Consider the following 24,584-nt stretch of genomic DNA (forward strand, 5'->3'; position numbering starts at 1 on the left):
GGCGACTGAGGGGTTCGCCGACACCGCACTGTCGGGATCTGCCGGCGGGGGTGGGCCTACGCCGTAGCAGCCAACGCTCGGGCGTCCTCGTCGGCGAACGTGTCCTCCAACGTCAGCGGCGAGTAGTCGAGGTCGATCTCCTCGAGCGGCCGGCCCCGGGCGCTGCTGATGGTGCCGAACCGGCGCATCCCCTTGTCGGCCGAGTACTGCATGAACTCGTCCTGCACCAGGCCGAACGGAATGTCCGGTGCGTAGAGGGCGAAGCCCTCCTCGGTGAGCCGCAGCGCCAGCGGGATGAGCTCGTTCATCCGCTCCTCGAACACCGCCCAGTTGGCGTCATCGGCGGCGACGTGACGGCGACAGGTGAACGTGCCCCACGCCATGTGCCGGCGTTCGTCGTCCCCGATCCGCCGGACCAGTTCCTGCATCCCGGGCAGGATCCCGCGATCGACGCAAATCTTGTGCCACGCATAGTATCCCGTGAGGGCGAGCATGCCTTCGACGATGTGGTTGTAGGTCACCGACGCCCGAACCTGGGCAGCCGGCGACGCGTCGGTGTACAACGCATCCAGCGACTGCGGCAGCTCCTCGTAGAACATCTGCCGATAGGCCGGAAGCTCGTCGAAGTAGTTGTGCAGATCCTCGCCGATACCGACGGCGTCCAGCCACATGCGGAACACCTGGGTGTGTTTGGCCTCTTCGAAGGCGAACTGGGTCAGGTACATCTCGTCGCCAAGGCGGCCCTCGGCCCGCATCGCGGACATGAACGGCTGAATGTCCTTGGTGACGGCCTCCTCCCCGGCGATGAACTCGGCGCACAGGCGGGTGGCGTACTCCCGTTCCCGATCCGTCAGTGCCTCCCAATCCGCCCGGTCGCGGGAGAAATCGATATCGGCCGGGTCCCAGAATTTCGCGTTACCACCGGCAAAGAGCTTCAGCGGCAAGCTGTTCCAATTGAGGCCACCTTTGGCCAGTGAACCGAACTGGGTGTGTGACATGGGAATTGACCTCCTCAGGTCTGGCGGGCTGGTTGATCGGAGGCGCAGAATGCGGCCGACAACACCGCGACGAGGCGGCGTACGGCCAGTGCCGGTTGCTCAGGGCTGGGCTCATCGAGGCCCAGGATCGGATCCATCCCACGCACGTACGGCGCGAGGGCGAGGTGCGGGAAAATCATCAACATCAGCGACAGCAACGCATCGACGTCGCAGTCGGGCCTCAGGTCGCCGCGGGTCTGCGCATCGCGCACCAGGGGGCGCAGCACATCGAGGTAATGGCGGTGGACCACGGCGCGCACGCTGACCCGCGCGTCGGCGTCGACCTCGAAACTGGCGGCGGCGTGCAGCGCGCGCTCCCTGGGGTGATCGGCGAAGTAGGCCACCCAGTCGTCGAGCAGATCAGGGAGGAATTCGAAGAACGGGCGGCTCGGGTCGAGCTCGCGAATCCGCCCTTCCATGTAGGAGCGAACCCGCTGGCTGCCGACATCGGCGATGAACGCGTACAGGTCGCGCTTGTCCGCAAAGTACTGGAACAGGCTGCCTTTCGCGACACCGGCCTTGCGGGCGATGACGTTGAGGCTGCCGCGGGAGTATCCGTGCGCCCCGAATTCCGCCTCGGCGGCCGCGATCACCGCGGCCCGACGAGCGGGATCGACACGTGCCCAGGTGACCGTTGGCATCAGCGCCTCCAGAGTGGATGACCACTGGTCATATTACTGTGATGGCGCTCACAGTCAAGGAGTGCGCACCGCGATCAGATGATGCGAAACCGGCTCGCCCTCGACCCACCGCTCCACCGATTGCTCGATGAGCAGGTCGTTGCCGGTGAGACGGGTGCGGTGCTGCCGCAGATGCTCGTCCCAGGACCGCACCACGAACGCCTCGACGAAGACGGCGTCACGCTCGACGCTGCGGAACAGCTGCCATTGTGTGGCCCCGGTGCGCTGCCGGGACCGGCCGAGCACACCCATGGCAGCGAAGTACTCGGCCTCATGTTCGGGTTGCACCCGGTAGGAGGTCAGTACCAGGACGGGACCATCCGGCGGAGCCGGCTCGAACACCAGCGCCGGTTCGGGCCAATGCGCCGACGGAGTCAGGTCCAAGTCGCCGGTGCGCGCGTGCAGCGGCCACCACCAGGCCGATACCGCGCAGAACACCAGAAGCCCGGCACTGACCAACAGGGCCGTCACGGTGCTCGTCGCACCGGCCACCAGCCCCCACACCAGCGAACCGATCGCCTGACCGCCCATGAACGTCAGCTGATACACCGACAACCCGCGGGCGCGCACCCACGCGGGCAGACTCAGCTGCATCGAGGCGTTGAGCGTCGACAGTGCCAACAGCCAGGACGTGCCCCCGATCACGAGGGCCGCCAGGACGATACCGAAGTTGTGGACCAGCGCCAGAACCGCAGTGGCTCCGGCGAATCCGACGGCGGCGGCAATCAGCAGGGTGTTCAGGCCGAACATGAACTGCAGCCGGCCCAGGACGAACGCGCCGAGCACCGCCCCGACTCCGAGCGCGCCCAGCAGCAGACCGTAGCCGGACGAGGACAGCGCGAGTTGCCTGTCGGCGATCACCGCGAGCAGGCCCCACAATGCGCTGCCGGGCGCGATGAACAGCACAGCCCGCAGCAGAATCCGCCGGATGATCGGTGAGCTCCGGATGAACCGGCCACCGGCACTGAGCGCCGCCAACGGCCGCTCGGCGGGCAGCAGCTGTTCGGCGACGGGGCTGCGCCAGAGCATCAGCACCACGACGATGCCGACGAACGAGACCGCGTTGAGCGCGAACACCAGGGTGGGGCCCGACAGCGAGACCAACGCGCCGGCGATCGCCGGTCCGATCGCCCTGGCCCCGTTCATACTCATGCTGCCGAGCGCGGCGGCGGCCGGAATCTGTTCACGCGGAACAAGATCAGGTTGAATCGCCTGCCATGCCGGCGCCGTCAGCGCCTGCCCGCAACCGATCAGGAACAGCAGAATCAGCAGCACCGTCGGCGTCGCGAGACCGACACCGGTCAGCGTCGCCAGCGCGGCCACTCCCGCCGCCATCGCGCCCTGCGTGGCCAGCAGCAGCCTGCGCCGGTCGACCAGGTCGGCGAGCACGCCCGACGGCAGGGCCAGCAGCATCACCGGCAGCGTGGTGGCGGTCTGCACCAACGGCACCAGCACCGGGGCACGCGGATCTCCGACCAGCATCCACTGGGCACCCACCGTCTGCATCCACGTGCCGAGGTTGGAGACGAATTGTGCGATCCACAGCGCCCGGTAGACCGGCGATGCCAACGGCGCCCACGTCGAACCTGCGGTGACGGCCATCTGCATGATCGTGCCAGTGCCGCTCGGGCATAGTTGGGACATGGCTGAAGTCCGCAACATTCCCGAAGCGCGCCATTACGAGATCACCGTCGACGGCGAACACGCCGGCCTCGCGGCCTATGTCGACTCCGGCGACCAGCGCATCTTCCACCACACCGAGATCGACGACGAGTTCGGCGGCCGCGGCCTGGCAGGCGAGCTGGTCACCGCGGCACTGACAGATGCGCGCGCCGCCGGCAAACGCATCGTCGCGGTCTGCCCGTATGTCAAGAAGTACGTGCAGAAGCACCACGACTTCGACGACATCCTCGACCCGATCACTCCGGAGGTGCTGGCCGCGGTCGAAGCCGACGCCGGATGAGCTAGACCTTGGTGGCTGTCACCAACAAGGCCGGCATCTCGGTGCGGCCTTCGGGCAGCGCTGCGTGCAGCCGAGCCGGCCGGATCTCGTCGACCTGCCAGTGACGTGAGACCACCTCGCGCAGTTGACCTTCGGTGAACTGCGTCGGACCCGGGCCCTCCAGGTCACCGAATGCGCCGGCACCGAAGGCCAGGATGTAGAACCGCGCGCCGGGTGTCGCGGCGCGATACACGGCCTGCAGGTAGCCGTCACGGAGTTCGGCGGGCAGTGCATGCAGCAGCCCGCTGTCGAAGATCGTCGAGAAGCGACCGTCGTATCCGGTGAACGAGGAGATGTCGGCCTGCGCGAATGTCGCCGTGTCCAGCCCCCGCTCACGGGCGGTCTCGGTTGCTGCCGCGACGGCGGTGGGGCTCAGGTCCAGGCCGACGACGTTGTGGCCGCGGGCAGCCAGCGCCAACGCGAGTTCGGCGTGTCCGCACCCCGCGTCGAGCACCTCGCCTCGAACCGCGCCGTCGGTGTCGATGATCGCCGCATACTCCGGTTGCGGTGCACCGATGCTCCAGGCCGGAGTGTGCTCCTGCCGGTAGGCGTCGTCCCAATCGATCACGTGTGTCATGTCATGCGTCCCTTCTTTTAGTTAAATTTTGTACTATATTGACTGTAGGCCGAGATTTACCACACAGCAAGGCGATGCTTCACACTGTTGAGATCTGAACTAATTGTCCGATCGGAGGAACGTGACGCGAATGCTCTCCACCGCCGAGGCACGGACCTGGCGGCCCTACATCGAGTCCAGCCTGCGCCTGGAGACGCTGCTCGACGAGCGCCTCCGGGAGGCCACCGGCCTCAGCCTGATGGACTATCACCTGTTGATGCTGCTGGCCGCCGCTTCCGATCACCGCCTGCGGATGAGCGAGCTCGCCGAGAAAATGGTGTTCTCGCGCAGCAGGATCACCTACCAGATCAACTCGATGACCAAACGCGGTCTGGTGCTGCGGGAACCGGTTCCCGAGGACCGCCGCGGCTACCGCGCAGTGCTGACCGCCTCCGGCGCCGAAGTGCTACGCGAGGCCATGCCGCTGCACGCCGCGTCGGTCCGCGAACTGTTCTTCGATCACATCCGGCCCGACGAACTCGACTGCATCGAACGAGTATTCACCCGGCTCCACGACACCCTGCAGCACGACGAGCTGCCACCCGACGACGAAAGACAGACACCATGACCTTCACCGCGGCCGAACTGGCCTACCTTCGCGAGCAACCGATCGGACGGCTGAGCACCGTCGACCGCAACGGCGCTCCCCAGATCCGCCCGGTCGGGGTTCACCTCGGCCCCGACGACGCCACCATCGATATCGTCGGCCACGCGTTGGCTTCGACGCAGAAGTGGCGCAATGTGATTGGTAACCCGCAGGTCGCCTTCATCGTCGACACCGTGCTCTCGGTACGCCCGCCCGACGCCCGCGGCATCGAAGTCCGAGGTACGGCAACGGCACTACCCGGCGCGGGCACGACCCACGGCGGCCTGTCCGGCGACATCATCCGGATCGTGCCGCGCCGCGGCATCAGCTGGGGGCTCGACGGGGCCGGCACCACCGCCCGCGACTGGGCCGAATCCCCACACGCGGCGGACTGACGCACCTAGCATCGGGCCCGTGCCGACTGTCAACACCGCCCACGGAGCCATCGATACCGCCGACCTCGGCGTCACGCTCATGCACGAGCACGTCTTCATCATGAGCAGCGAGCTGACCCAGAACTATCCGGAGTCCTGGGGTGACGACGCCAGCCGGGAAGCCGATGCGATCGCGCGGCTCACCGAGCTCAAGTCCAACGGCGTCGACACCATCGTCGACCTCACGGTGATCGGCCTGGGCCGCTACATTCCGCGTATCGCCCGGATCGCCGAGGCCACCGACCTCAACATCGTCGTCGCCACCGGCTTCTACACCTACAACGACCTGCCGCTGACCTTCCACTTCAACGGACCCGCGGTGGGCCTGCCCGAACCGATGACCGAGATGTTCGTCCGCGACATCGAACACGGCATCGCCGACACCGGGATCAAGGCGGCAATCCTCAAGTGCGCCACCGACGAACCAGGCGTCACCCCGGGTGTCGAACGGGTGCTGCGGGCCGTCGCGCAGGCCCACCGGCAGACCGGGGTGCCCATCTCGACGCACACCCACGCGGCCAGCCGGCGCGGCCTCGAGCAGCAGCGCATCTTCGCCGAGGAGGGCGTCGATCTGTCCCGGGTGATCATCGGCCACTGCGGCGACACCACCGACATCGGCTACCTCGAAGAGTTGATCGCCAACGGGTCCTACATCGGCATGGACCGGTTCGGAGTGGATGTCTTCCTGCCGTTCGAGGAGCGGGTCGCCACGGTGGCGACCATGTGCGAGCGCGGCCACGCCGAGAAGATGGTGCTCTCGCACGACACCTGGTGCTACTTCGACGCGCTGCCCGACGAACTGACCGCCACGGCCCTGCCCAACAGTCACTATCTGCACATCCACAACGACGTGCTGCCTGCGTTGCGCGAGCGCGGGGTCACCGAGGAGCAGATCACCACGATGCTGGTGGACAATCCGCGCCGGATCTTCGAGCAGAAGGGCGGCTACTGAGATGACCGAGGCCATCCCGCCGATCCCGGCCCAGGTTGCCCAGTTGGCCGCGGCCGACCCTGACCGGCCCGCGGTGACGTGCCAGGGTCGTACCCTCACCCGGGACGAGCTCGAACGCTCCAGCAACCGACTTGCCCGCGCCTACGCCGAACTCGGTGTGCGACAAGGCGATTACGTGACGATCAGCCTGCCGAACTCGATCGAGTGGGTGCAGGCCACGCTCGCCGCCTGGAAACTCGGTGCGGTACCGCAACCCTTGTCGCCCCGGCTGCCGGACGCCGAATTCGCCGGGATCCTCACGCTGCGCCCCAGGGCCCTCGTCGTCGGCCGCGATGCCGGCGAAACCCCCTGGTTACCAGCCGGTTTCACCCCGGATACCGCACTGTCGGATGCACCGCTTCCCGAGGCGGTCGCGCCGACGTGGAAGTCGATGGCCTCGGGCGGCAGTACCGGACGCCCGAAGCTGATCGAAGCCGGCGGCGACAGCCGGGTGCCCGCCCTGATCGGCGTCCCCCTGGGCGCCCAACCCGACGACGTCACGCTGATGTCGGTACCGATGAGCCACAACACCGGTTTCACCACATTCGCGATCGCGCTGTTGCAGGGCCACCACCTGGTGTTGATGCCGCGCTTCGACCCGACCGAGTTCCTGGCGCTGGTCACCGAACACCGCGTGACGTTCCTGACCACGGTGCCCACCATCATGCAACGGCTGCTTCCGGTGTACCACGCCGACCCGAAAGCCTATGACCTGTCCAGCATTCGGCGGTTCTGGCACGTCGGCGCACCCTGCCCACCTGCGGTCAAGCAGGCCTGGATCGATCTGCTCGGTCCCGAGGCACTGTGGGAACTGTACGGCGGCACCGAACTGCAGGCGCTCACGTTCATCTCCGGCGAGCAGTGGCTGCGACATCCGGGATCGGTCGGGGTGGTGGTGGCCGGCGAGATGAAGGTGCTCGACGACGACGGCCAGGAGTGCCCGCCCGGCGTGACCGGTGAGATCTACATGCGGCCCGGGCCGGGCAGTGCACCCACCTACCGCTACGTCGGCAGCACGGCCAAGAGCCGCGACGGCTGGGACTCACTCGGAGATCTGGGGTACTACGTCGACGATGGCAGCGAGCGGTTCTTCTACCTCAACGACCGGCGGGTGGACATGTTCACCGTCGGCGGCAAGAACGTCTACCCGGCCGAGATCGAAGCCGCGCTGGCCGAGCATCCCGACGTCCTGTCGTGCCTCGTCGTCGGCGTACCGCACGAAGATCTGGGTCAGGTGCCGTACGCGCTGGTGCAGACGCCCGACGGGTCGGACCTGGATTCCGCGGCGGTGCAGGCATTCCTGCGCGAGCGTCTGTCGGGTTACAAGGTGCCGGTTGATGTCGAGTTCGTCGACACCCCGCTGCGCGACGACGCGGGCAAGGCCCGGCGCACCGCGGTGCGCGACGAGATCATCGCGCGGCTGGAGCCGGCTCGGGCTCGTCGGTGATCGAGCTGTCCAACGGCGGCACCGGGGTCTGATTCCGGTACTCCCAGCGCCGCAACGCCTCCCGGCACGGAGATTCGATCAGCGCGTAGCTGACCGCGGCCAGCGCGAAGCCGAACACCAGCGTCAGCACCAGCACCACCAGCATCTGGCCGTTGAACAGGAACTCCCCGATCATCGGGAACACCATGGCCAGCGCCGCCAGGTGCCAGACGAACAGCCCGTAGGACCAGCGGCCCAGCGTCACCATCACCTTGTTGCCCAGAATCGGATGCCCGGTGTCGGGGTGGTCGAGGACCAGCGGGGCCAGCAGCGCGCCCGCGACGATCGCACCCATCGCGGTCTTCAGTGTCACCTGGCCCACCGAGCCTGGGCGTAGCCCTTCCAGTCCGGCCAGCGGCGAGGCCGCGATCGCGAACGCCACCGCAGCGATGACGCCCATCAGCACCCGGCGCCGGGCCAACCGGTGCACCCAGCCGAATGGGCTCACCGTGAGTTCAGCCAGCACCATGCCCGCGGCGAACCAGGAAAAGAACGCCGGCGGCCAGTTCCACGGGTTGAGTCCCGTGGTGCCCGAGAACGGGATGCGCACCCACAACAGGCTCAGCGCCGCCAGCGCGACAATCACGCCGACGCGGGCCCGCACCGGCAGGCGCCGCGCGAGCAGCGCCAGCAGCGGCAGCGCCAGATAGAAACTGACCTCCACCGACAGGCTCCACATCTGGGTGAGGCCCGCGGTCAGCGTCAGCGGCACGTAGATCTGGGTCAGGGTCAGGTTGGCCAGCCACACCGTCAGATCGGCCTTGGCCTCCGGGAGCAGCAGGATGATCACCACAACGGCCACCACATAGCCGGGCATGATGCGCACGACGCGCGAGCGCAGGTAGTGACTGGTGCGCGGGCGGGGACGCATACCGCGGGCAGCGGCGGCATGGCCGCGCCACAGCAGGAACCCCGACAGCGCGAAGAACACCGCGACTGCCAGGTCGAACCGGCCGAAGAACCGGCCACTCACCCCGGTGGTGTGCCCGGTCTGGAAGGCGACGTGGGTGAGCACCACACCCATGGCCGCGCAGGCGCGCATGCCTTCGACCGCCGGCAGGAAGCTACGTGTCCCGCCGACCTGAGATTCCGATCCGGTTTCCGGGTCCGGTGCTCCGGTGGCCACGGCGACCAGTGTGCCGCTCGATGGCAACCCCGCCAAACTGCGGGTTAACGCGCCCGCGGGATGTCGCCGGAGTAAGTAATGGCCTTAGATAGTGCTGTTAGGGTCGAACGGGTTTGCCTCACGGCGAGTTGGCCCACACTGAAGGAGGCACGGTTTGAACCGCGCAGTGGCGCTGCGGATAGCGGCATGCGGACTGATGGGGCTGGGTGCAGCCCTGCTCATTGCCGCACTGTTGCTGACCACCTATACCAAGGGCAAGATCGCCAAGATCCCGCTCAATCTGGATACCAGCCTGGTCAGCGACGGGACCGCGACCGCTTTCGATCCGGAATCGCTGGTGGCCGAGAAGTTCTCGGTCGACCGCAACGTGCCGGTCGCTTTGCAGCAACAGGTCAGTGTGGAATCACCGTCGAACGCCGAGGTGGTGACGCTGCAGGTGGGTAGCACGCTGCGGCGCACGGACCGGCAGAAGGACTCCGGCCTGCTGTTGGCGCTGGTGGATACCGTCACGATGAACCGCAGTACCGCGCTGGCGGTGTCCAGCGACAACAACCCGGGCGGGGCCCTGCAGAAGCCGCGGGCCATCGAGGACGAGAAGCCGCCGACCAACGTCGCGCTGCCGCATGACGGCCTGACCTACCGGTTCCCGTTCGACACCGAGAAGAAGACGTATCCGTTCTTCGACGCGATCGCGCAGAAGGCGTATGACGCGAACTACGACGGCGAAGAAGACGTCAACGGGCTGACCACCTACCGGTTCATCCAGAACGTGGGCTACGACTCCAACGGCAAGCTGGCCGATCCGGTCAAGTACTCCTCGCTCTACGAGGACGACGCCGACAGCTCGGTCACCGCAAGCCCCGAGATGTGGGGTGTGCCCGGCGAACCCGACGAGCGGATCACGATGGACCGCTTCTACGCCGCGCAGCGCACCTTCTGGGTCGACCCGGTGTCGGGCACCATCGTCAAGGCGCAGGACCACGGCTACCAGTACTACGCGCGGGACAAGCTCAAGCCCGAGGTGACCTACGTCGACTACAAGGTCACCTACAACGAGGAGACCGTGGAGTCCCAGGTCGCGGCCGCACAGGATGAGCGTGATCGCGTGTCACTGTGGACCCGCGTCCTGCCCATCACGTTCACCGCGCTGGGCCTGCTGGCACTCGTCGGTGGCGGCGTGGTGGGTTCGTTCGCGATCCGCGCCGAGTCCACGCTGATCGATCCCGGGCTCGACACCGCCGATCACGGCTTCTTCGACACCCAGGGCTTCCAGGTACCCGGCGCCGAGGCCAAGACCGAGAAGCTGCCCGCTCAACGACCATCCGACCTACCGCCGGACCGGTGATCTGAGACTGCGCTCTGCCCTGCTGCCGGCCTACGCGCTGGCACTGTCGCTATCGGTAACCGGGCCCCTGCTGGGGCCCGGTTATCTGCTTTTGCGGGACGCCGTCTCCACGCCCCGCTCATACCTGACCGATGCGGCGCTGGGCCTGACCGAGGCCGCCCCCCGCGCGTTGCCGCAGGATTTTCTCGTCGCCCTGACCTCGACCGTGCTGGACGGCGGAATCGTGGTCAAGGTCCTGCTCGTGGCGGGCCTGTGGCTGGCCGGTTGGGGCGCCGCACACCTGGCCTCCACGGTGATGGACGCCGGGCTGCCCGGTCAGTTCATCGCCGCGACGGTGGCCATCTGGAATCCGTACGTGGCCGAGCGGTTGCTGCAAGGGCACTGGAGCCTGCTCGTCGGCTACGGCTGCCTGCCCTGGGTGGCGGTGTGCGTACTGCGGCTACGCGGGGGGTCCCGCGCGCGACAAAACGGTTCGGGCTACCGCCCGATGTGGGGCCTGCTGTTCTGGATCGCGCTGGCCGGGCTGACGCCGACGGGGCTGATGCTGGCCGCCACGGTCGCGCTCGTGTGCGTTGCGGCCCCCGGCGACGGCGACGGCTGGCGGCGCCTGCGCGTCGCCGCGCTCGCGTTGGGCACCTCGGTGCTCGCGGCGACGCCGTGGCTGGTGGCCGCCGCGGTCGGTGGCACGGTGTCATCTCCGGTCTCGGCGGCCGGGGTGCAAGCATTCGCGGCTCGCGCCGAGCCCGGTCTTTCCACCCTCGGCAGCCTGGCCGGCCTGGGTGGCATCTGGAACGGTGAAGCCGTACCCGGCTCGCGCACAACACTTTTCGCCGTGGTCGCCACCGTCGTACTGGTCGGCGTCGTCGCGCTCGGCCTGCCCGCGGTGGTGCGCAACCGCAGGGCGGTGCCGCTGCTGATCCTGGCCGCGGCAGCGGTGCTGATCCCGGCCGCGATGGCCACCGACGTCGGCCTGGCGTTCGTCGACGCGACGATCCGGGCCGTGCCCGGCCTCGGGGTGGTACGCGATGGTCAGAAATGGGTGGCGCTGGCCATGCCGGGCTATGTCGTGGCCGCTGCCGCCGCGCCGGTCACCGTGCGCCGCCTGGGGATACCGATGACGGCTTCGGCCGCAGTGGCCTGTGCGGCGCTCATCGCGGTGCTCCCAGATCTCACCTGGGGCGTCGGCAATCAGATGCGCGCGGTGCAGTACCCGCCTGGGTGGACCGCCGCAGCGGCCGCCATCAACGCGGATCCCCGACCGGTGGCGGTGTTGCCACCGGACAGTATGCGGTCGTTCTACTGGTCCGGCGCCGCGCCGGTACTCGATCCGTTGCCCCGGTGGCTGCGCGCCGAGGTGCTGTCGACCGGCGATCTGGTGATCGGCGGCCAGGTGGTGCCCGGCGAGGGAACGCGGGCCCGCGAAGTCCAGGATCTGATGCGCTCGGGCGCCGATCGCCAGACAATGGCCGACGCCGGTGTCGGCTGGCTGGTTGTCGAAACCAATGGGGTGCCGGCAGAACTGGATCTTCCGGTGGCTTACCGGGATGCCGATATCGCGCTGTACCGAATCGGCGGCGACCACCCGGGCTCACCTCACCGGAGCATGTTGATCGCCGCACACCTGGTCTGGCTGCTGGCCCTGGTCGGCGGGGCAGTGGGGATGACGGTCAGCTTCTGGCGAGCCAGAACTTCTTGTTGACTTTGAGCTGACGCTGCATTTTTGCGGGTAGCGGTGTGCGTGGTTTCAAAGTCAACGGGCACCGCCCCGCGTAGTCGGAGTGACCGGTGTGGCTAGACCAGTCCGCTGACGTAGTTGCCGTCGTGCACCGATTCGAGCACCGCCCGCATCGCGTCCGCACTGAGCGTCCAAGAGAATTCGTCGCTGCGGGCCTGCGCCTTGCTGCCCAATTGGACCCGCAGCACCGGGTCGCTCAACAGCTGGTGCAAGCCGGCGACCAGGGCGTCACGATCCTCCACCAGCAGCCCGGTGACCCCGTCCACGATCGAGTCGGTCAGCCCGCCTGATGCGCGATAACCGATGGTCGGCACCCCGTGCTGAGCGGCCTCGGTGACGGCGAGTCCCCAGCCTTCTTTCCGTGACGGCAGCACATGCACCCAACTCTGCTGCAGCACACGGTGTTTGGTCTCTTCGTCGACGTGGCCGTGGAACGTCACCGAATCGGAGATGCCGAGCAGTTCGGCGTGTTCGACCAGCCGTTTCCGCCACCAGCCGCCGCCCAGGATGTCCAGGTGCAGCCCGGGAATCTTGGTGCGCAGTGTCGCGACAGCTTCGAGGGCGTCCTCGATCTGCTTGTGCGGCACCAGCCGGGACAGGACCACGAGGCGCGGGCTGGTCGACCGCGGCAGCTCGAGGGTGGGGCCGGGCGCCTCGTCAAGCCCGTTGCGCACCACGGCGATCCGGCCGGAATCGACCCCGAGCTCATTGAGGTCGCGGGCCGACGGCAGGGAGACGGTGACGTACTGGTTGCTACGGTGCAGCCGCGGGGACAGTTTGGACTCGACGAACCAGCCGATGCGGCCCTTCATCGGGCCCGCCACGGGCCACAGTTCCCGGTGACAGTGGTGCACGAGCACCGCCACCCGACGGCCGAACGCCAGCCGGGCCAGGAACGGCAGCCCGTTCTGGGTGTCGATGACGACATCCGGCCGGACCTTGCGCAGCGGCCCGAGACCGACGCGGGAGGCCACCATGGCCAGCCCGGCCCAGATGTACACGCTGTAGGGCCCGCCGGCCCGGTTGATCTGCACCCCGTCGACCACCTCGCGCCGGGCCGCACCCGGGTACCGCGCGGTGCGCAACGTGACGTCCACGCCGTCGTCGGCCAGGCACGCGCCGATCCGCTGTAGATAGGCCTCGCTGCCGCCGCCCTGAGGGTGCCCGGTGTCGCGCCAGCAGAGCAGCAGGACGCTCCGCAGGCGAGGGTCGGGACGGGCAGACATCGTGTTGAGAGTACCGGTCAGTAGGTTGGGCAGGTGCAGCCCAGCGACATATCCGCGCGCTTCGCCCGCCGGGCAACCTTGAACAGGTCGGTACGCCTGCTGGCCCAGTTCCGGTTCGAGCAGACCGAACCGGCCCGCTTCTACGGGGCGCTGGCCGCCGACACCGTCGACCTGGTCACCGATCTGTGGTCGGGCGCCACCGGTGAATCTCCTTCTGGGCGCACCGTGCTCGACGTCGGCGGCGGACCCGGCTACTTCGCCTCGGCATTCGATGCGGCGGGCATGGACTACATCGGGGTGGAACCGGACCCCCGGGAAATGCATGCGGGACCAGCCGCGGACGCGACCGAGGGCACCTTCGTGCGGGCCTCCGGGATGGCGCTGCCGTTCGCCGACGACAGCGTCGACATCTGCCTGTCCTCCAATGTCGCCGAGCATGTGCCGCACCCGTGGCGGTTGGGCAACGAGATGTTGCGGGTCACGAAGCCGGGTGGGCTGGCGGTGTTGTCCTACACGGTGTGGCTGGGTCCGTTCGGCGGCCATGAGATGGGGCTGACGCATTATCTGGGCGGAGCCCGGGCGGCCGAGCGCTACGCCCGCAAACACGGTCGCCGACCCAAGAACGACTACGGCTCGTCGTTGTTCGCGGTGTCAGCGTCGGATGGTCTGCAGTGGGCCGCCAGCACGGGCGCGCTGATCGCCGCATTTCCCCGCTACCACCCACGATGGGCCTGGTGGATGACCTCGGTACCAGGGTTGCGGGAGTTCCTGGTGAGCAATCTGGTTCTGGTTCTTCGGCCGTCCTAACCCGTCCACTGGAACAGGTTCTCGTTTTTCTGGGAAATCTAGGTAATGTGACGGCCATGACACAAACTTCGTCAGCCGCGCCAGCTGTGACCAGGACGGAATTCGACAAACTGTTCATCGGCGGCCACTGGGTGGAGCCCTCGACCTCCGAGGTCATCGAGGTCTTCTCCCCCGCGACCGGCGAGAAGGTCGGCCAGGTCCCGCTCGCCGCCGAGGCCGACGTCAACGCCGCGTGCGCCGCTGCCCGCAAAGCCTTCGACGATGGCCCGTGGCCCCACATGTCGCCCGAGGAGCGCCAGGCCGTGCTGGCCAAGGCCGTCGAGCTCATCAACGAGCGGGCCGAGGATTTCAAGCACCTGCTGAAGCTGGAGACCGGCCAGCCGCCGACCATCGTCGACATGATGCAGTTCGGCGCGGGTGTGTCGAGCCTGCAGTACTACGCCGGCGCAGCCGACAAGTACGACTGGAAGGACATCCGCGACGGCATCTACGGCCAGACCCTGGTCATCAAGGAGCCGATCGGTGTTGTGGGCGCCGTCATCGCCTGGAACGTGCCCTTCTTCCTGGCCTGCAACAAGTTGGGCCCGGCCCTGCTCGCCGGCTGCACCGTCGTCCTCAAGCCGGCCGGCGAGACCCCGCTGACCACCAACCTGTTCGCCGAGATCCTCACCGAAGCCGGGCTGCCCGAGGGCGTGCTCTCGGTGGTGCCGGGTGGCCCGGAGACCGGTCGCGCCCTGACCGCCAACCCCGAGCTGGACAAGTTCACCTTCACCGGCTCCAGCGGCGTCGGCAAGGAGATCGGCAAGATCGCCGCCGAGAAGCTCAAGCCCTGCACGTTGGAACTCGGCGGCAAGTCCGCGGCGATCATCCTCGAGGACGCCGACGTGGACTCCACCCTGCCGATGCTGGTGTTCTCCGGCCTGATGAACTGCGGACAGGCCTGCGTGGGCCAGACCCGCATCCTGGCACCGCGGTCGCGCTACGACGAGGTCGTCGAGAAACTTTCGGCCGCCGTCGCCGCCATGCCGGTCGGTCTGCCCGACGATCCGGCCTCGATGATCGGCCCGCTGATCTCGGAGAAGCAGCGCGAACGGGTCGAGGGCTACATCAAGAAGGGCGTCGAAGAGGGTGCCCGCATCGTCACCGGCGGTGGCCGCCCCGAGGGCCTGGATTCGGGCTGGTTCGTGCAGCCGACGGTGTTCGCCGACGTCGACAACTCGATGACCATCGCGCAGGAAGAGATCTTCGGGCCGGTCCTCGTCGTGATCCCGTTCGACACCGAGGAAGACGCGGTGCGTATCGCCAACGACTCGCCGTACGGCCTGGCCGGCAGCGTGTACACCACGGACTTCCCCAAGGCCGTCAAGATCGCCTCGAAGATCCGCACCGGCACCTACGCGGTGAACATGTACGCCTTCGATCCGGGCGCCCCGTTCGGCGGGTACAAGAACTCGGGCATCGGCCGCGAGAACGGCCCCGAGGGCATCGACGCCTACACCCAGGCCAAGAGCGTGCTGCTGCCGTTTGGCTACACCCCGGAGTAAAACTCCGCGGAACTCGTAAAGGCGCCCTGGAACTACGGTTTCAGGGCGTCTTTCGTTTCAGCGCGCCTGCACCGACAGCCAATGTTCAGGTTCGCCATCTAGCGTGGCGCGGGTTCACCCGGCACCGAGATGCAAGGAGATTCCCATGGCAGTTTCCGTCGATCTGGCCAAGTCGCTCGACAAGGCCTACGAGGACAAGTCGCTCAAGGAGATCCTGGACGCCTCGCCGGCGGCCCTGGCCGGGGTTACCGACGCTGATGCCGAGCATCTCGCTGCCGCGTTCAACATCAAGACCGTGCGCCAGCTCGGGTCCAACAAGTTCTTCGCGGTCGCCGCAGCCCTGGTCGCGCTGGATACCGCCGGCTGATTCCCTTCGGCGAGCTAGAAACTTCAGCGGCCCTGGAAGTTCGCGGCCCGGCGTTCGATGAAGGACTGCACACCTTCGGCCGCATCGGCGGTGGCGAACAGCTCAGCGACCACAGGCCGCAGTCGCGCGATGGCGGCGCCATCCCCTTCGCGGCGGGCCGTGTGTGCCGAGGCGAGGGTGGCCCGAACCCCGAGCGGCGCGGCGCGATCGGCAATCGTGTGTGCGATCGCGCAGGCTCGGGTCAGGGCCGCGTCGGCGTCCGGCGCGACTTCCTGGATCAGTCCGATGCGATACGCCTCGGCGGCGTCGAACTCGTCCCCGGTCAGCAGCCATCGCATCGCATTGCCCCAGCCGGTCTGCCGCGGCAGCCGCAAGGTCGCACCGCCGAACGGGTAGATGCCGCGCAACACCTCGATCTGGGCGAACTTGGTGTCTTCCGCCGCTACCCGGACGTCGGCGGCCAGGAGCAGTTCGATGCCGAGGGTCAGGCACCGACCCTGGGCCGCGGCGACGATGGGCTTCGTCCAGTCGCCGTCGAGGCGCCATGGATCACGTCCACCCTCGGGAGTGGGCAGATCACCACTGGCCACATAGGGGGCGACGTCGACGAGATCGAGCCCCGCGGTGAAGTGGTCGCCATGAGCGAACAGCACTCCGACCCGCAGGTCCTCGTCAGATTCGAGAAGTCCGTAGGCGAGCGAGAGATCGGTGAGCATCGCGACGTTGAACGCGTTGCGTTTCTCCGGACGGTTGAGTCCGATCAACAGGACGTGGCCGTCCCGATGCAGCGTCAGAGTGTCGAGGGCCGGCTGGGTCGTCATGGGGGCAGTCAACGCCTGTTCGCAAAATTATGCAAGGCATCATAATTTTGCCGCGGTCCACCCAAGCGGGGTAGGACCTGTTCAGAAGCCGTTCACCTGCTAGTCTCTTATCCGCCAGCATGTTCGTTAGATACTCGACATCATGCGAGGATTCCATCATTTCTATGGTGGATGACATAGAAGGGCGGTGCGCGATGTGGGTCGTTGAACTCAACCTCGCCGGTCACCGGTTCACCCGTCGGGTCCGCACACCACACGCTCCGGTGCGCACCATCACCCCGCGGATGCTGCTCCGCTGTTCCTCGCAGTTCTTGCATGACCGGGTCGCCTGACTCCGCCACGAAGCCGCGGAACAAACGCGGCTCCACCCGCGCCCGCATGCTCGGCAGCGCGGTCGAGGTACTGCGTGAGCGAGGCGCTGCCGGCGTCACGATCGACGAGGTACTGGCCCGTAGTGGCGCACCTCGCGGTTCCGTCTACCACCATTTCCCCGGCGGTCGCCGCCAGATCCTGATGGAGGCGCTGCAATTCGCCGCGGACACGATCGGTGATGTCGTCGGTGCCGAAACATCGGACAACGCGTGGGATCTGGTGCACCGGTTCGTCGAATTCTGGGAGCGGGTGCTCACCGGAAGCGATTTCACCGCAGGCTGCCCGGTGGTCGCGGTGGCGATCGCCGACCCGGACGAGGAACCGGAACTCACCGCGGCAGCCGGCGCGGTCTTCGACCGCTGGCGCACCGCCCTGACCGCCGACTTCGCCGCCGACGGCTTCGACGCGTCCGACGCGTCTTCGCTGGCGGTCATGTGCATCGCAGCCCTGGAGGGCGCCGTGGTGCTGTGCCGATCGTCGAGATCGGTCGAGCCCCTGCACGATGTCGCCCGCCAACTCGAATTCCTGATCAAGTCAAAGGAATTCGTTCTCCGTAACGGCGTCCCGCGGCTCAGCCGGCAGTCTGCGCCCTGACCCAGCGGGCGCAGACGAAATCGCCGTTGAGCGCAGTCTCGGCCAGTGCCCACTCGGACCGGACCGGCAGAACCGGCGACCCCGCCCCCAGTGAACAGGGTGCGTAGCTGACGATCATCTCGTCGATCAGCCCGGCGGTGACGAACTGGGCAGCGACCTGCCCTCCCCCGACCACCCAGACGTCCTTGCCCGCCGCTGCCTCCACCAGCTCGGTGTGCAGCACGGTGATATCACCCGAGAACACCTGCACCGGATGCTCGGCAGCCACGATCTCGGGTCGGTGGGTCAGCACCCACGTCGGCTGCTCATACGACCACTCATCGGGCTGGTTCTTCACGATCCATTCGTAGGTAGACGATCCCATCGCAAGGGCGCCAATGGTTTTGATGAACTCGTCATAGCCGAACGGGCCCTGCTGGTCGATGTTCCGCGAGATCAGCCAATCCAGACTGTCCTCAGTGTCGACGATGAAACCGTCCAGGCTCGACGCGGTGTAGTACACGGTCTTCAACGGTCAGTCCTTCCTCATCCATTCGAGTGGGTCTCCCCGGTCGACAGCGACACCGTGCCGGGCCAGCATGCCGCGTACGAGGGCACGCCGGTGCGCCGAGTACGTCAGCACGTGCGCGATGATCCCGTACAGCTGAAAGGATTCCGGCGGATCGCACAGTGCGTCGATGACGGTGTCCCCCAGCCGGCCTGCTGCCGAATATTCGGAGATCATTGTGGTCCAGCGCTTTCCGATGTCGGCGTGATGCGCGCCCAGTTGCTCGGCGGTCGTCTGGCTGGTCGTGGCCCTGGCGGGGAAGTCCCGGCCCTCGATGGTGGCCAGCCAGACCTCCTTGGTCCACACGATCGCGCCGAGCACCGCGGCGACACTCTCTTCGGGACCGTCCCAGTCGAGCACCACCTGCCCCGGTGAGATCCCCTGCGCCCATTGCTCTTCGGAGAGCCTGCGGGCGGCACCGATCAGGTACTCGGTGTCGGCGACGTCGTGCACGAGCATGAACTGCGCGATGTCCGGACCACTGGCCTCACTCGGGTCGGCGTCACACCACAAGGCCTGCGGCGGATGGAAGTGCACGCCGTTGGGCGCGGTGAGCCGAAACGCCACATCGTCGGCACGTGACGGCGGCACCCCGAACGCGCGGCGGAACGCCCTGGAGAACACCTCGGCCGAAGACCAGCCCTCGGACTCGGCCACCTCCGCCACCCCGGCCCCCTGCTGCAACCGCCACGCCGCACGCTCGAGCATGACCCGACGGCGCAGCGCCGCGGGCGGTTCTCCGGTGAGTCTGCGGACCTCCCGGGAGAAGTGAAACTCCGACGCGTAACTGCTGCGCGCCATGTCACCGACAGCCGAGTTCGCGTCGTCGACGACGGCGTCGAGCAATTCCCGCAACCGGTCACGCCCGTTCGGTTGTGCTTCCACGGTCACCGAGTATGGTCGGCTACCCGTCCGCGGGACATGACATTTCCTGCTGCGCTCGCGCGGCCGTCAGCTGTCCAGCACCTGCGCCACCCGGGCCTCGACGTCGACGCCGTCGAGATCGGACAGGTTGATGCCGAACCGCCCGGTGAGCGCATCGAGCACCTGCTCGGCGGTGTCGAAGCGGATCTTCTCGGTCCCGTCGTGGTGGTGGATGGCCAGGTTCCGGCCGCGCAGGTTGATCCTGGCATCGTCGGTGACCAGGGCCGCGGTCAGCCCGACGACAAAGATCCCGCCGGGATGCGTTGACACATACCAGCTTCCGACTTCGAGGTCGATGCGCGGTTGCGGCACGGGGGTGAACCGGTACAGCGGTTGCCACTGTCCGCGGACCTGTGCGGACAGTTCGTATACCGGTGCGCCTTGAGTGGGCAATTCCATCAACCGGTAGGGCTCGTGGCGGGTCTGCTGCACCGCGGCGGTCTGCAAACGGATCGGGGACGACAACGTCTGCCCGCCGAAACCGACGTCGACCAGGAAGCGTCCGGCGTCTCCCGGCACCGTCACGGCGAGCACGTTGTGGGTGAGCGCGGGCAACGGCGCGTCGGGTTCCTTCATCCAGACCACCCGCCCGGCCAACCGGTCGACGCCGTATCCCAGCTCGTCCAGGACGTAGCCGAGCAGACCGTTGTGCTCGTAGCAGTAACCACCGCGGCGCCGGGTGATCAGCTTGTCCGCCAACGCCTCTGCGCTGAGGTCGGCGACCGGGATGCCCAGCAGGGGGTCGAGGTTCTCGAAGGGGATCGAGCGACCATGTGCGGCGACGATGTTGCGCAGCGTGTCCACATCGGCCGATACCGGGCCCGCAAGGCCGATCCGGTCGAGGTACGCGGTGAGGTCTGATCCCATGATCGCCATGGTGCCTCAACGGTGGTTGTGGTCAACCTCGGAGGACACTGGCCCCATGGCTGCACATCTCACCGAACGACTGCGGGAAGACCTGCTGGCCCGCTGGTCCGAATCGCACCGGAAGCACCACAACGTCGCGCACCTGCGAGAAGTGCTCGACGCGATCGGCGTCCTTGCCGAGGACGGACTGCAGTTCGACCGGGAAGCGGTCGAACTCGCGGCGTGGTTTCACGATGCGATCTACGAGATCGGTCGCGACGACAACGAAGACCGCTCCGCGGAGTTGGCCCGTCAACTGTTGGCCGAATCCCCCGACAGCGACGAAGTCGCCCGACTCGTCCTGGCCACCAAGTCGCACAAGGTCGAGCCGGGTGACGTCAACGCGGCGGTGCTCAGCGACGCAGACCTGTCGGTGCTCGCCGCGCCGGCACTGCGCTACCGGCAGTACGCCGACGCGGTTCGCGAGGAGTACGCGTCGGTGCCCGACGACGTGTTCCGTCCGGCGCGGGCACGGGTGCTCGCGGCGTTGCTCGACGGACCGATCTTCCACACGGAGGCGGGCCGGCAACGCTGGGAAGCGCAGGCCCGGCGCAATGTCGGCGAGGAGATCAGCGAGCTGAACTCATAGCGACGCCACGCGACCTGTGGTTTTGAGAGGATTGACCGCAGCTACTCGGCAGTAGGGGAACGAACCTGCGAAGCGAATGGGTTTTTTGCCCTCGACCTGGGTACACTAGCAAAACTAGAACACGTTCCAATCCACATAGGGGGACCCTGTGGCCGCGACCGACATCGACCCGTCCGAAATCACCAAGTGGGATCCGGGCCTGACCGAGAAGGTCATGGGCTTGCTGCGGCCGCTGATCAAGGGCTACCACCGTGCCGAGGTGCGCGGGCTGGACAGCTTCCCCAACGGAGGCGCCCTGGTGGTGTCGAACCATTCCGGTGGCCTGTTCGCCCTGGACGTGCCGGTGTTCGCGACGGGCTTCTACGAGAAGTTCGGTTACGAGCGCCCGGTCTACACCCTCAGCCACGACATGCTGATGACCGGCCCGACCGCGGCCTTCTTCAAGAAGACCGGCTTCATCCGGGCCAACCACGAGAACGCCGACGAGGCGTTGCGCTCGGGTGGCGTGGTCGTGGTGTTCCCCGGCGGTGACTACGACGTGTACCGACCGACCCTGTCGGCGAACAAGATCGACTTCGCGGGGCGTACCGGTTACATCAAGGCGGCGATCAACTCCGGCGTCCCGATCGTGCCCATGGTCGGCATCGGCGGCCAGGAGACCCAGTTGTTCCTGTCGCGCGGCACCGAGATCGCCAAGGCGCTCGGCCCGATCGCGCGGATGGCCCGCACCAAGATCGTGCCGGTGTCGTTCGGCTTCCCGTTCGGCCTGTCGGCGGTGCTGCCGCTCAATGTGCCGCTGCCGTCCAAGATCGTGATGAAGACGTTGCCGCCGATCGACATCGAGGCCGAATTCGGCGAGAACCCTGACATCGACGAGGTCGACGCACACGTCCGCCGGGTCATGCAGCGCGCGCTGGACGAGCTGGCCGAAGAGCGCCGCTTCCCGGTGATCGGCTGAGCACCGGTGAATCCGCTTGATCTGCTGGCCGGACCGGTGGACCGGGTCGCCGACGTAGCCGGCCTGGTGGCCACCATGCGCAGGGCCGGAATCATCACCGTGATGCGCCCGGACAAATACCTGCGTATCGCGTCGGCCATGGCCCGCGAGAACATGAGCGTCACTTCGGGTTTCGCGGCCTCGGCGCAGCGGTGCCCGAACCGGCCGGGCCTGGTCGACGAACTCGGGACGCTGACCTGGGAACAGGTCGACCAGCAGGCCGACGCCCTGGCCGCCGGCTTGCAGGCGCTGCCGGGTGGTGAACCCAAAGTCCTCGGCATCATGGCTCGCAATCACCGCGGCTTCGTGCTGTCACTGATCGCGGCCAATCGCATCGGCGCCGACGTGCTGCTGCTCAACACGTCGTTCGCCGCACCGGCCATGGCCGAGGTGGTCAACCGCGAGTCTGTCGACGCCGTCATCTACGACGAAGAGTTCACCGACACCGCCGCCTTGGCCCTCTCCGACCGGCCCGGCGCCGCGCGGATCGTGGCGTGGACCGACACCCACGCCCACGACCTCACCGTCGCGAAACTGGTCGAGCAGCACCGCGGCGCCGAGCCGCGCCGTGCCACCCAGAAAAGCAAGGTGATCCTGCTGACCTCGGGCACCACCGGAACTCCGAAGGGCGCCAAGCATTCCGGTGGCGGTCCCGAGGTGCTCAAGGCGATCCTCGACCGGACCCCCTGGCACACCGAAGAGCGGGTCGTGATCGTGGCGCCGATGTTCCATGCCTGGGGCTTCTCCCAGCTGGCCTTCGCGGCGTCGATGGCCTGCACCATCGTCACGCGGCGCAAGTTCGATCCCGCAGCCACCCTCGAGCTCGTCGACCGGCATCGGGCAAAGGGCCTGTGCGTGGTGCCGGTGATGTTCGACCGGATCATGGACCTGCCCGAGAACGTCCTGAATCGCTACGACGGCCGCAGCCTGCGGTTCGCCGCAGCGTCCGGCTCGCGCATGCGCCCGGACGTCGTCACCGCCTTCATGGACCGGTTCGGCGACATCATCTACAACAACTACAACGCCACCGAGGCCGGCATGATCGCCACCGCGACACCTGCCGATCTGCGCGCCGCACCTGACACCGCGGGCAAACCGGCCGAAGGTACCGAGATCCGCATTCTCGACGCGGAGTTCCGACAGGTCCCCACCGGCGAGGTGGGCACCATCTACGTCCGCAACTCCACGCAGTTCGACGGATACACCTCCGGCAGCACCAAAGACTTCCACGAGGGCTTCATGTCTTCGGGTGATGTCGGTTACCTCGACGAGGCAGGCCGGCTGTTCGTGGTGGGTCGCGACGACGAGATGATCGTCTCCGGCGGCGAGAACGTCTACCCGATCGAGGTCGAGAAAGTGCTGGCCGGCCATGCCGATGTCGCAGAGGCCGCGGTCATCGGCGTCGACGACGAGCAGTACGGCCAACGCCTGGTGGCGTTCGTGAGGGTCTCGGGCGCTGCCACACCCGACGACCTGAAGGCGTATGTTCGGGAGAACCTCGCCAATTACAAAGTGCCGCGGGAGATCACCGTGCTAGCCGAGTTGCCCCGCAACAGCACCGGCAAGATCGACCGCCGTCAACTGCAGGAGATCGTGAGTGGCTGACCGCCAACCTGGATCAAGAAGGCGGCTGCTCCTTGCCGCCGCCGAGTTGCTCAACGCTGCCAATGCGGTGAAACCGCTCGGACGTAGGGGCTACACCACGGTCCAGTCCTTCGCGTTCGGCTGGCCGACCTCGGAGAATGCCCCGCTGGTGATCACCGTGTCGGCTCTCGATGCGCTGCGCCGCGCCATTCGCGGCGACTACCGCTCCGCGGGCGGCCGAATCTCGTTGCTCCTCAAGGCCATTTCCTGGGGCCTGCTGGTGCTGGTGCACCGGCGCGGTGTGCAATCGCGGCCCTACTTCGAAAATCCGGTGCACGAAGCCCTGGCCGACGAATACCCCACAACGGTGCGGCCCCTGCGTCGGGGTGAGGTGTACTCCACCGCGATGAGCCGGCGCCGCTACGCCCGCAAGACCGTCCACTACGGCCCGCACCGGGCCAACCTGGCCGACATCTGGATGCGCCCGGACCTGCCGCGCGACGGCAAAGCGCCGGTGCTGCTGCAGGTCCCGGGCGGGGCATGGATGATCGGGATGCGCAGGCCGCAGTCGTACCCACTGATGAGCCACCTGGCCGAGCAGGGCTGGATCTGTGTGTCGATCGGCTACCGGATCAGCCCGCGCCACCCGTGGCCCAACCACATCATCGACGTGAAGCGCGCGTTGGCCTGGGTGAAGGAGAACATCGCCGAGTACGGCGGTGACCCGGACGCGGTGTGCATCACCGGCGGTTCGGCGGGCGGGCATCTGACCGCCTTGGCCGCGTTGACTCCCAACGATCCCAAGTGGCAGCCCGGTTTCGAGGACGCCGACACCTCGGTGGCGGCGGCGGTACCCGTCTACGGTCGCTACGACTGGTTCAGCACCACGGGTCCCGGGCGCGCGGAGTTCATGGAGATCCTGGAGCGGCTGATCGTGAAATTGCCGCTCGCCACCAATGATCAGGTGTATCGGGACGCGTCACCGATCACCCTGGTTCACCCGGACGCACCTCCGTTCTTCGTGCTGCACGGGACCAACGACTCACTCATCCCGGTGGTGGAAGGCCGCGATTTCGTCGCCGCCCTGCGCAAAGTGTCGAATTCGCCGGTGGTCTACGCCGAGATCCCGCATGCACAGCACGCCTTCGACATCTTCGGCTCACCCCGCGGGCACTACACCGCCGATGCCGTCGCGGAATTCCTGACCTGGGCGCGGGCCCGGGCTCGGCTCACCGCGAGCTCCGCTGCCGGTCGGTAAGCTCCTGAAG

Annotated in this window: 25 protein-coding genes; 15 read left to right on the top strand and 10 right to left on the bottom strand. The window is 67.3% G+C overall.

The features are described from left to right. Window positions 1-56: 56 nt before the first annotated feature. The 3 genes from AB0876_RS06225 to AB0876_RS06235 are packed head-to-tail and all read right to left on the bottom strand — an operon-like array spanning window position 57 to window position 3,325. A complete protein-coding gene (locus tag AB0876_RS06225; protein ID WP_526041505.1) occupies window positions 57-998 on the bottom strand; it encodes a R2-like ligand-binding oxidase in 942 nt (313 codons plus the stop codon). A 14-nt stretch (window positions 999-1,012) separates the two neighbouring features. Further along, on the bottom strand, window positions 1,013-1,678 hold the full coding sequence (locus tag AB0876_RS06230; RefSeq protein ID WP_491842009.1) for a TetR/AcrR family transcriptional regulator: 666 nt from the start codon (window positions 1,676-1,678) through the stop codon (window positions 1,013-1,015). A gap of 54 nt (window positions 1,679-1,732) precedes the next feature. Then, window positions 1,733-3,325 carry an MFS transporter gene (locus AB0876_RS06235; protein ID WP_526041506.1) on the bottom strand — a complete coding sequence of 531 codons (1,593 nt, stop codon included), beginning with the start codon at window positions 3,323-3,325 and terminating at the stop codon, window positions 1,733-1,735. A 34-nt stretch (window positions 3,326-3,359) separates the two neighbouring features. On the opposite strand from AB0876_RS06235, the gene AB0876_RS06240 reads away from it, so the two are divergent. Continuing rightward, window positions 3,360-3,680: a GNAT family N-acetyltransferase gene (locus AB0876_RS06240; RefSeq protein ID WP_491842008.1), complete on the top strand. Its 321-nt coding sequence runs from the start codon at window positions 3,360-3,362 to the stop codon at window positions 3,678-3,680. Window position 3,681: 1 nt separating this feature from the next. Here the strand turns inward: AB0876_RS06240 and AB0876_RS06245 are convergent, their stop codons facing one another. After that, a complete protein-coding gene (locus AB0876_RS06245; protein WP_491842007.1) occupies window positions 3,682-4,296 on the bottom strand; it encodes a class I SAM-dependent methyltransferase in 615 nt (204 codons plus the stop codon). A gap of 130 nt (window positions 4,297-4,426) precedes the next feature. Here AB0876_RS06245 and AB0876_RS06250 point away from each other — a divergent pair, with 130 nt between their 5' ends. The 4 genes from AB0876_RS06250 to AB0876_RS06265 are packed head-to-tail and all read left to right on the top strand — an operon-like array spanning window position 4,427 to window position 7,793. Continuing rightward, window positions 4,427-4,903 (top strand): MarR family winged helix-turn-helix transcriptional regulator, encoded by a 477-nt coding sequence (locus tag AB0876_RS06250; protein WP_491842020.1) that lies wholly within the window; start codon window positions 4,427-4,429, stop codon window positions 4,901-4,903. Continuing rightward, complete coding sequence (locus tag AB0876_RS06255) at window positions 4,900-5,316, top strand: PPOX class F420-dependent oxidoreductase (RefSeq protein ID WP_526041507.1); 417 nt, start codon at window positions 4,900-4,902, stop codon at window positions 5,314-5,316. The genes AB0876_RS06250 and AB0876_RS06255 overlap by 4 nt, the downstream gene beginning before the upstream one ends. Before the next feature lie 19 nt (window positions 5,317-5,335). After that, window positions 5,336-6,307, top strand: a complete 972-nt coding sequence (locus tag AB0876_RS06260; RefSeq protein WP_526041508.1) for a phosphotriesterase family protein — start codon at window positions 5,336-5,338, stop codon at window positions 6,305-6,307. Window position 6,308: 1 nt separating this feature from the next. Then, window positions 6,309-7,793 carry an AMP-binding protein gene (locus AB0876_RS06265; RefSeq protein WP_526041509.1) on the top strand — a complete coding sequence of 495 codons (1,485 nt, stop codon included), beginning with the start codon at window positions 6,309-6,311 and terminating at the stop codon, window positions 7,791-7,793. Here the strand turns inward: AB0876_RS06265 and AB0876_RS06270 are convergent. Further along, window positions 7,756-8,874, bottom strand: coding sequence for an acyltransferase family protein (locus AB0876_RS06270; RefSeq protein ID WP_491842019.1), 1,119 nt, complete (start codon window positions 8,872-8,874; stop codon window positions 7,756-7,758). The genes AB0876_RS06265 and AB0876_RS06270 overlap by 38 nt on opposite strands. A gap of 238 nt (window positions 8,875-9,112) precedes the next feature. On the opposite strand from AB0876_RS06270, the gene pgfA reads away from it, so the two are divergent. Further along, window positions 9,113-10,303, top strand: a complete 1,191-nt coding sequence (pgfA, locus tag AB0876_RS06275; RefSeq protein WP_491842003.1) for a cell envelope lipid trafficking protein PgfA — start codon at window positions 9,113-9,115, stop codon at window positions 10,301-10,303. Window positions 10,304-10,322: 19 nt separating this feature from the next. Then, on the top strand, window positions 10,323-12,002 hold the full coding sequence (locus AB0876_RS06280) for an MmpA family trehalose lipid delivery protein (protein WP_526041914.1): 1,680 nt from the start codon (window positions 10,323-10,325) through the stop codon (window positions 12,000-12,002). A 92-nt stretch (window positions 12,003-12,094) separates the two neighbouring features. Here AB0876_RS06280 and AB0876_RS06285 read toward each other — a convergent pair whose 3' ends face one another. Further along, entirely contained in the window at window positions 12,095-13,264 is a 1,170-nt protein-coding gene (locus AB0876_RS06285) for a glycosyltransferase family 4 protein (protein WP_491842002.1), read from the bottom strand. Window positions 13,265-13,312: 48 nt separating this feature from the next. Here AB0876_RS06285 and AB0876_RS06290 point away from each other — a divergent pair, with 48 nt between their 5' ends. From AB0876_RS06290 to AB0876_RS06300, 3 genes are all read left to right on the top strand, one after another. Beyond that, on the top strand, window positions 13,313-14,071 hold the full coding sequence (locus AB0876_RS06290) for a class I SAM-dependent methyltransferase (protein ID WP_526041915.1): 759 nt from the start codon (window positions 13,313-13,315) through the stop codon (window positions 14,069-14,071). A gap of 56 nt (window positions 14,072-14,127) precedes the next feature. After that, on the top strand, window positions 14,128-15,615 hold the full coding sequence (locus AB0876_RS06295) for an aldehyde dehydrogenase (RefSeq protein WP_491842001.1): 1,488 nt from the start codon (window positions 14,128-14,130) through the stop codon (window positions 15,613-15,615). A 145-nt stretch (window positions 15,616-15,760) separates the two neighbouring features. After that, a complete protein-coding gene (locus AB0876_RS06300; RefSeq protein ID WP_064933829.1) occupies window positions 15,761-15,982 on the top strand; it encodes a hypothetical protein in 222 nt (73 codons plus the stop codon). Between the two features lie 23 nt (window positions 15,983-16,005). Here AB0876_RS06300 and AB0876_RS06305 read toward each other — a convergent pair whose 3' ends face one another. Next, on the bottom strand, window positions 16,006-16,803 hold the full coding sequence (locus AB0876_RS06305; RefSeq protein WP_526041510.1) for an enoyl-CoA hydratase/isomerase family protein: 798 nt from the start codon (window positions 16,801-16,803) through the stop codon (window positions 16,006-16,008). A gap of 315 nt (window positions 16,804-17,118) precedes the next feature. Between AB0876_RS06305 and AB0876_RS06310 the strand changes: the two genes are divergently transcribed. Then, the gene (locus tag AB0876_RS06310; RefSeq protein WP_055119627.1) at window positions 17,119-17,769 is read left to right on the top strand and encodes a TetR/AcrR family transcriptional regulator; all 651 of its coding nucleotides are present in this window, start codon (window positions 17,119-17,121) and stop codon (window positions 17,767-17,769) included. On the opposite strand, the gene AB0876_RS06315 is transcribed toward AB0876_RS06310, so the two are convergent. From AB0876_RS06315 to AB0876_RS06325, 3 genes are read right to left on the bottom strand one after another with little or no spacing between them, the layout of a single operon-like run. Beyond that, complete coding sequence (locus AB0876_RS06315; protein ID WP_055119625.1) at window positions 17,747-18,280, bottom strand: dihydrofolate reductase family protein; 534 nt, start codon at window positions 18,278-18,280, stop codon at window positions 17,747-17,749. The genes AB0876_RS06310 and AB0876_RS06315 overlap by 23 nt on opposite strands. Window positions 18,281-18,283: 3 nt before the next feature. Beyond that, window positions 18,284-19,207, bottom strand: a complete 924-nt coding sequence (locus AB0876_RS06320) for a helix-turn-helix transcriptional regulator (RefSeq protein WP_526041511.1) — start codon at window positions 19,205-19,207, stop codon at window positions 18,284-18,286. Window positions 19,208-19,267: 60 nt separating this feature from the next. Next, window positions 19,268-20,107: an arylamine N-acetyltransferase family protein gene (locus AB0876_RS06325; protein ID WP_055121038.1), complete on the bottom strand. Its 840-nt coding sequence runs from the start codon at window positions 20,105-20,107 to the stop codon at window positions 19,268-19,270. 55 nt (window positions 20,108-20,162) lie between these two features. Between AB0876_RS06325 and AB0876_RS06330 the strand changes: the two genes are divergently transcribed. The 4 genes from AB0876_RS06330 (at window position 20,163) to AB0876_RS06345 (ending at window position 24,574) form a co-directional block, all read left to right on the top strand. Further along, the gene (locus tag AB0876_RS06330; protein WP_055119621.1) at window positions 20,163-20,735 is read left to right on the top strand and encodes an HD domain-containing protein; all 573 of its coding nucleotides are present in this window, start codon (window positions 20,163-20,165) and stop codon (window positions 20,733-20,735) included. Window positions 20,736-20,883: 148 nt separating this feature from the next. Continuing rightward, entirely contained in the window at window positions 20,884-21,693 is an 810-nt protein-coding gene (locus AB0876_RS06335; RefSeq protein ID WP_055119619.1) for a 1-acyl-sn-glycerol-3-phosphate acyltransferase, read from the top strand. Window positions 21,694-21,699: 6 nt separating this feature from the next. Beyond that, window positions 21,700-23,337 (top strand): acyl-CoA ligase FadD12, encoded by a 1,638-nt coding sequence (gene fadD12 / locus AB0876_RS06340; RefSeq protein ID WP_526041512.1) that lies wholly within the window; start codon window positions 21,700-21,702, stop codon window positions 23,335-23,337. Then, window positions 23,330-24,574 (top strand): alpha/beta hydrolase, encoded by a 1,245-nt coding sequence (locus tag AB0876_RS06345; protein ID WP_526041513.1) that lies wholly within the window; start codon window positions 23,330-23,332, stop codon window positions 24,572-24,574. The genes fadD12 and AB0876_RS06345 overlap by 8 nt, the downstream gene beginning before the upstream one ends. Window positions 24,575-24,584: the final 10 nt, after the last annotated feature.

This window comes from Mycobacterium sp. NPDC049093 (genome assembly GCF_040704635.1).
Classification (GTDB): Bacteria; Actinomycetota; Actinomycetes; order Mycobacteriales; family Mycobacteriaceae; genus Mycobacterium.

Excerpts from the sequence above, each read along its gene's own strand:
- AB0876_RS06225 (WP_526041505.1), bottom strand. The coding sequence starts at position 998 with ATGTCACACACCCAGTTCGGTTCACTGGCCAAAGGTGGCCTCAATTGG.
- AB0876_RS06230 (WP_491842009.1), bottom strand. The coding sequence starts at position 1,678 with ATGCCAACGGTCACCTGGGCACGTGTCGATCCCGCTCGTCGGGCCGCG.
- AB0876_RS06235 (WP_526041506.1), bottom strand. The coding sequence starts at position 3,325 with ATGCAGATGGCCGTCACCGCAGGTTCGACGTGGGCGCCGTTGGCATCG.
- AB0876_RS06240 (WP_491842008.1), top strand. The coding sequence starts at position 3,360 with ATGGCTGAAGTCCGCAACATTCCCGAAGCGCGCCATTACGAGATCACC.
- AB0876_RS06245 (WP_491842007.1), bottom strand. The coding sequence starts at position 4,296 with ATGACACACGTGATCGATTGGGACGACGCCTACCGGCAGGAGCACACT.
- AB0876_RS06250 (WP_491842020.1), top strand. The coding sequence starts at position 4,427 with ATGCTCTCCACCGCCGAGGCACGGACCTGGCGGCCCTACATCGAGTCC.
- AB0876_RS06255 (WP_526041507.1), top strand. The coding sequence starts at position 4,900 with ATGACCTTCACCGCGGCCGAACTGGCCTACCTTCGCGAGCAACCGATC.
- AB0876_RS06265 (WP_526041509.1), top strand. The coding sequence starts at position 6,309 with ATGACCGAGGCCATCCCGCCGATCCCGGCCCAGGTTGCCCAGTTGGCC.
- AB0876_RS06270 (WP_491842019.1), bottom strand. The coding sequence starts at position 8,874 with ATGCGCGCCTGCGCGGCCATGGGTGTGGTGCTCACCCACGTCGCCTTC.
- AB0876_RS06285 (WP_491842002.1), bottom strand. The coding sequence starts at position 13,264 with ATGTCTGCCCGTCCCGACCCTCGCCTGCGGAGCGTCCTGCTGCTCTGC.
- AB0876_RS06295 (WP_491842001.1), top strand. The coding sequence starts at position 14,128 with ATGACACAAACTTCGTCAGCCGCGCCAGCTGTGACCAGGACGGAATTC.
- AB0876_RS06300 (WP_064933829.1), top strand. The coding sequence starts at position 15,761 with ATGGCAGTTTCCGTCGATCTGGCCAAGTCGCTCGACAAGGCCTACGAG.
- AB0876_RS06305 (WP_526041510.1), bottom strand. The coding sequence starts at position 16,803 with ATGACGACCCAGCCGGCCCTCGACACTCTGACGCTGCATCGGGACGGC.
- AB0876_RS06310 (WP_055119627.1), top strand. The coding sequence starts at position 17,119 with ATGACCGGGTCGCCTGACTCCGCCACGAAGCCGCGGAACAAACGCGGC.
- AB0876_RS06325 (WP_055121038.1), bottom strand. The coding sequence starts at position 20,107 with ATGGGATCAGACCTCACCGCGTACCTCGACCGGATCGGCCTTGCGGGC.
- AB0876_RS06330 (WP_055119621.1), top strand. The coding sequence starts at position 20,163 with ATGGCTGCACATCTCACCGAACGACTGCGGGAAGACCTGCTGGCCCGC.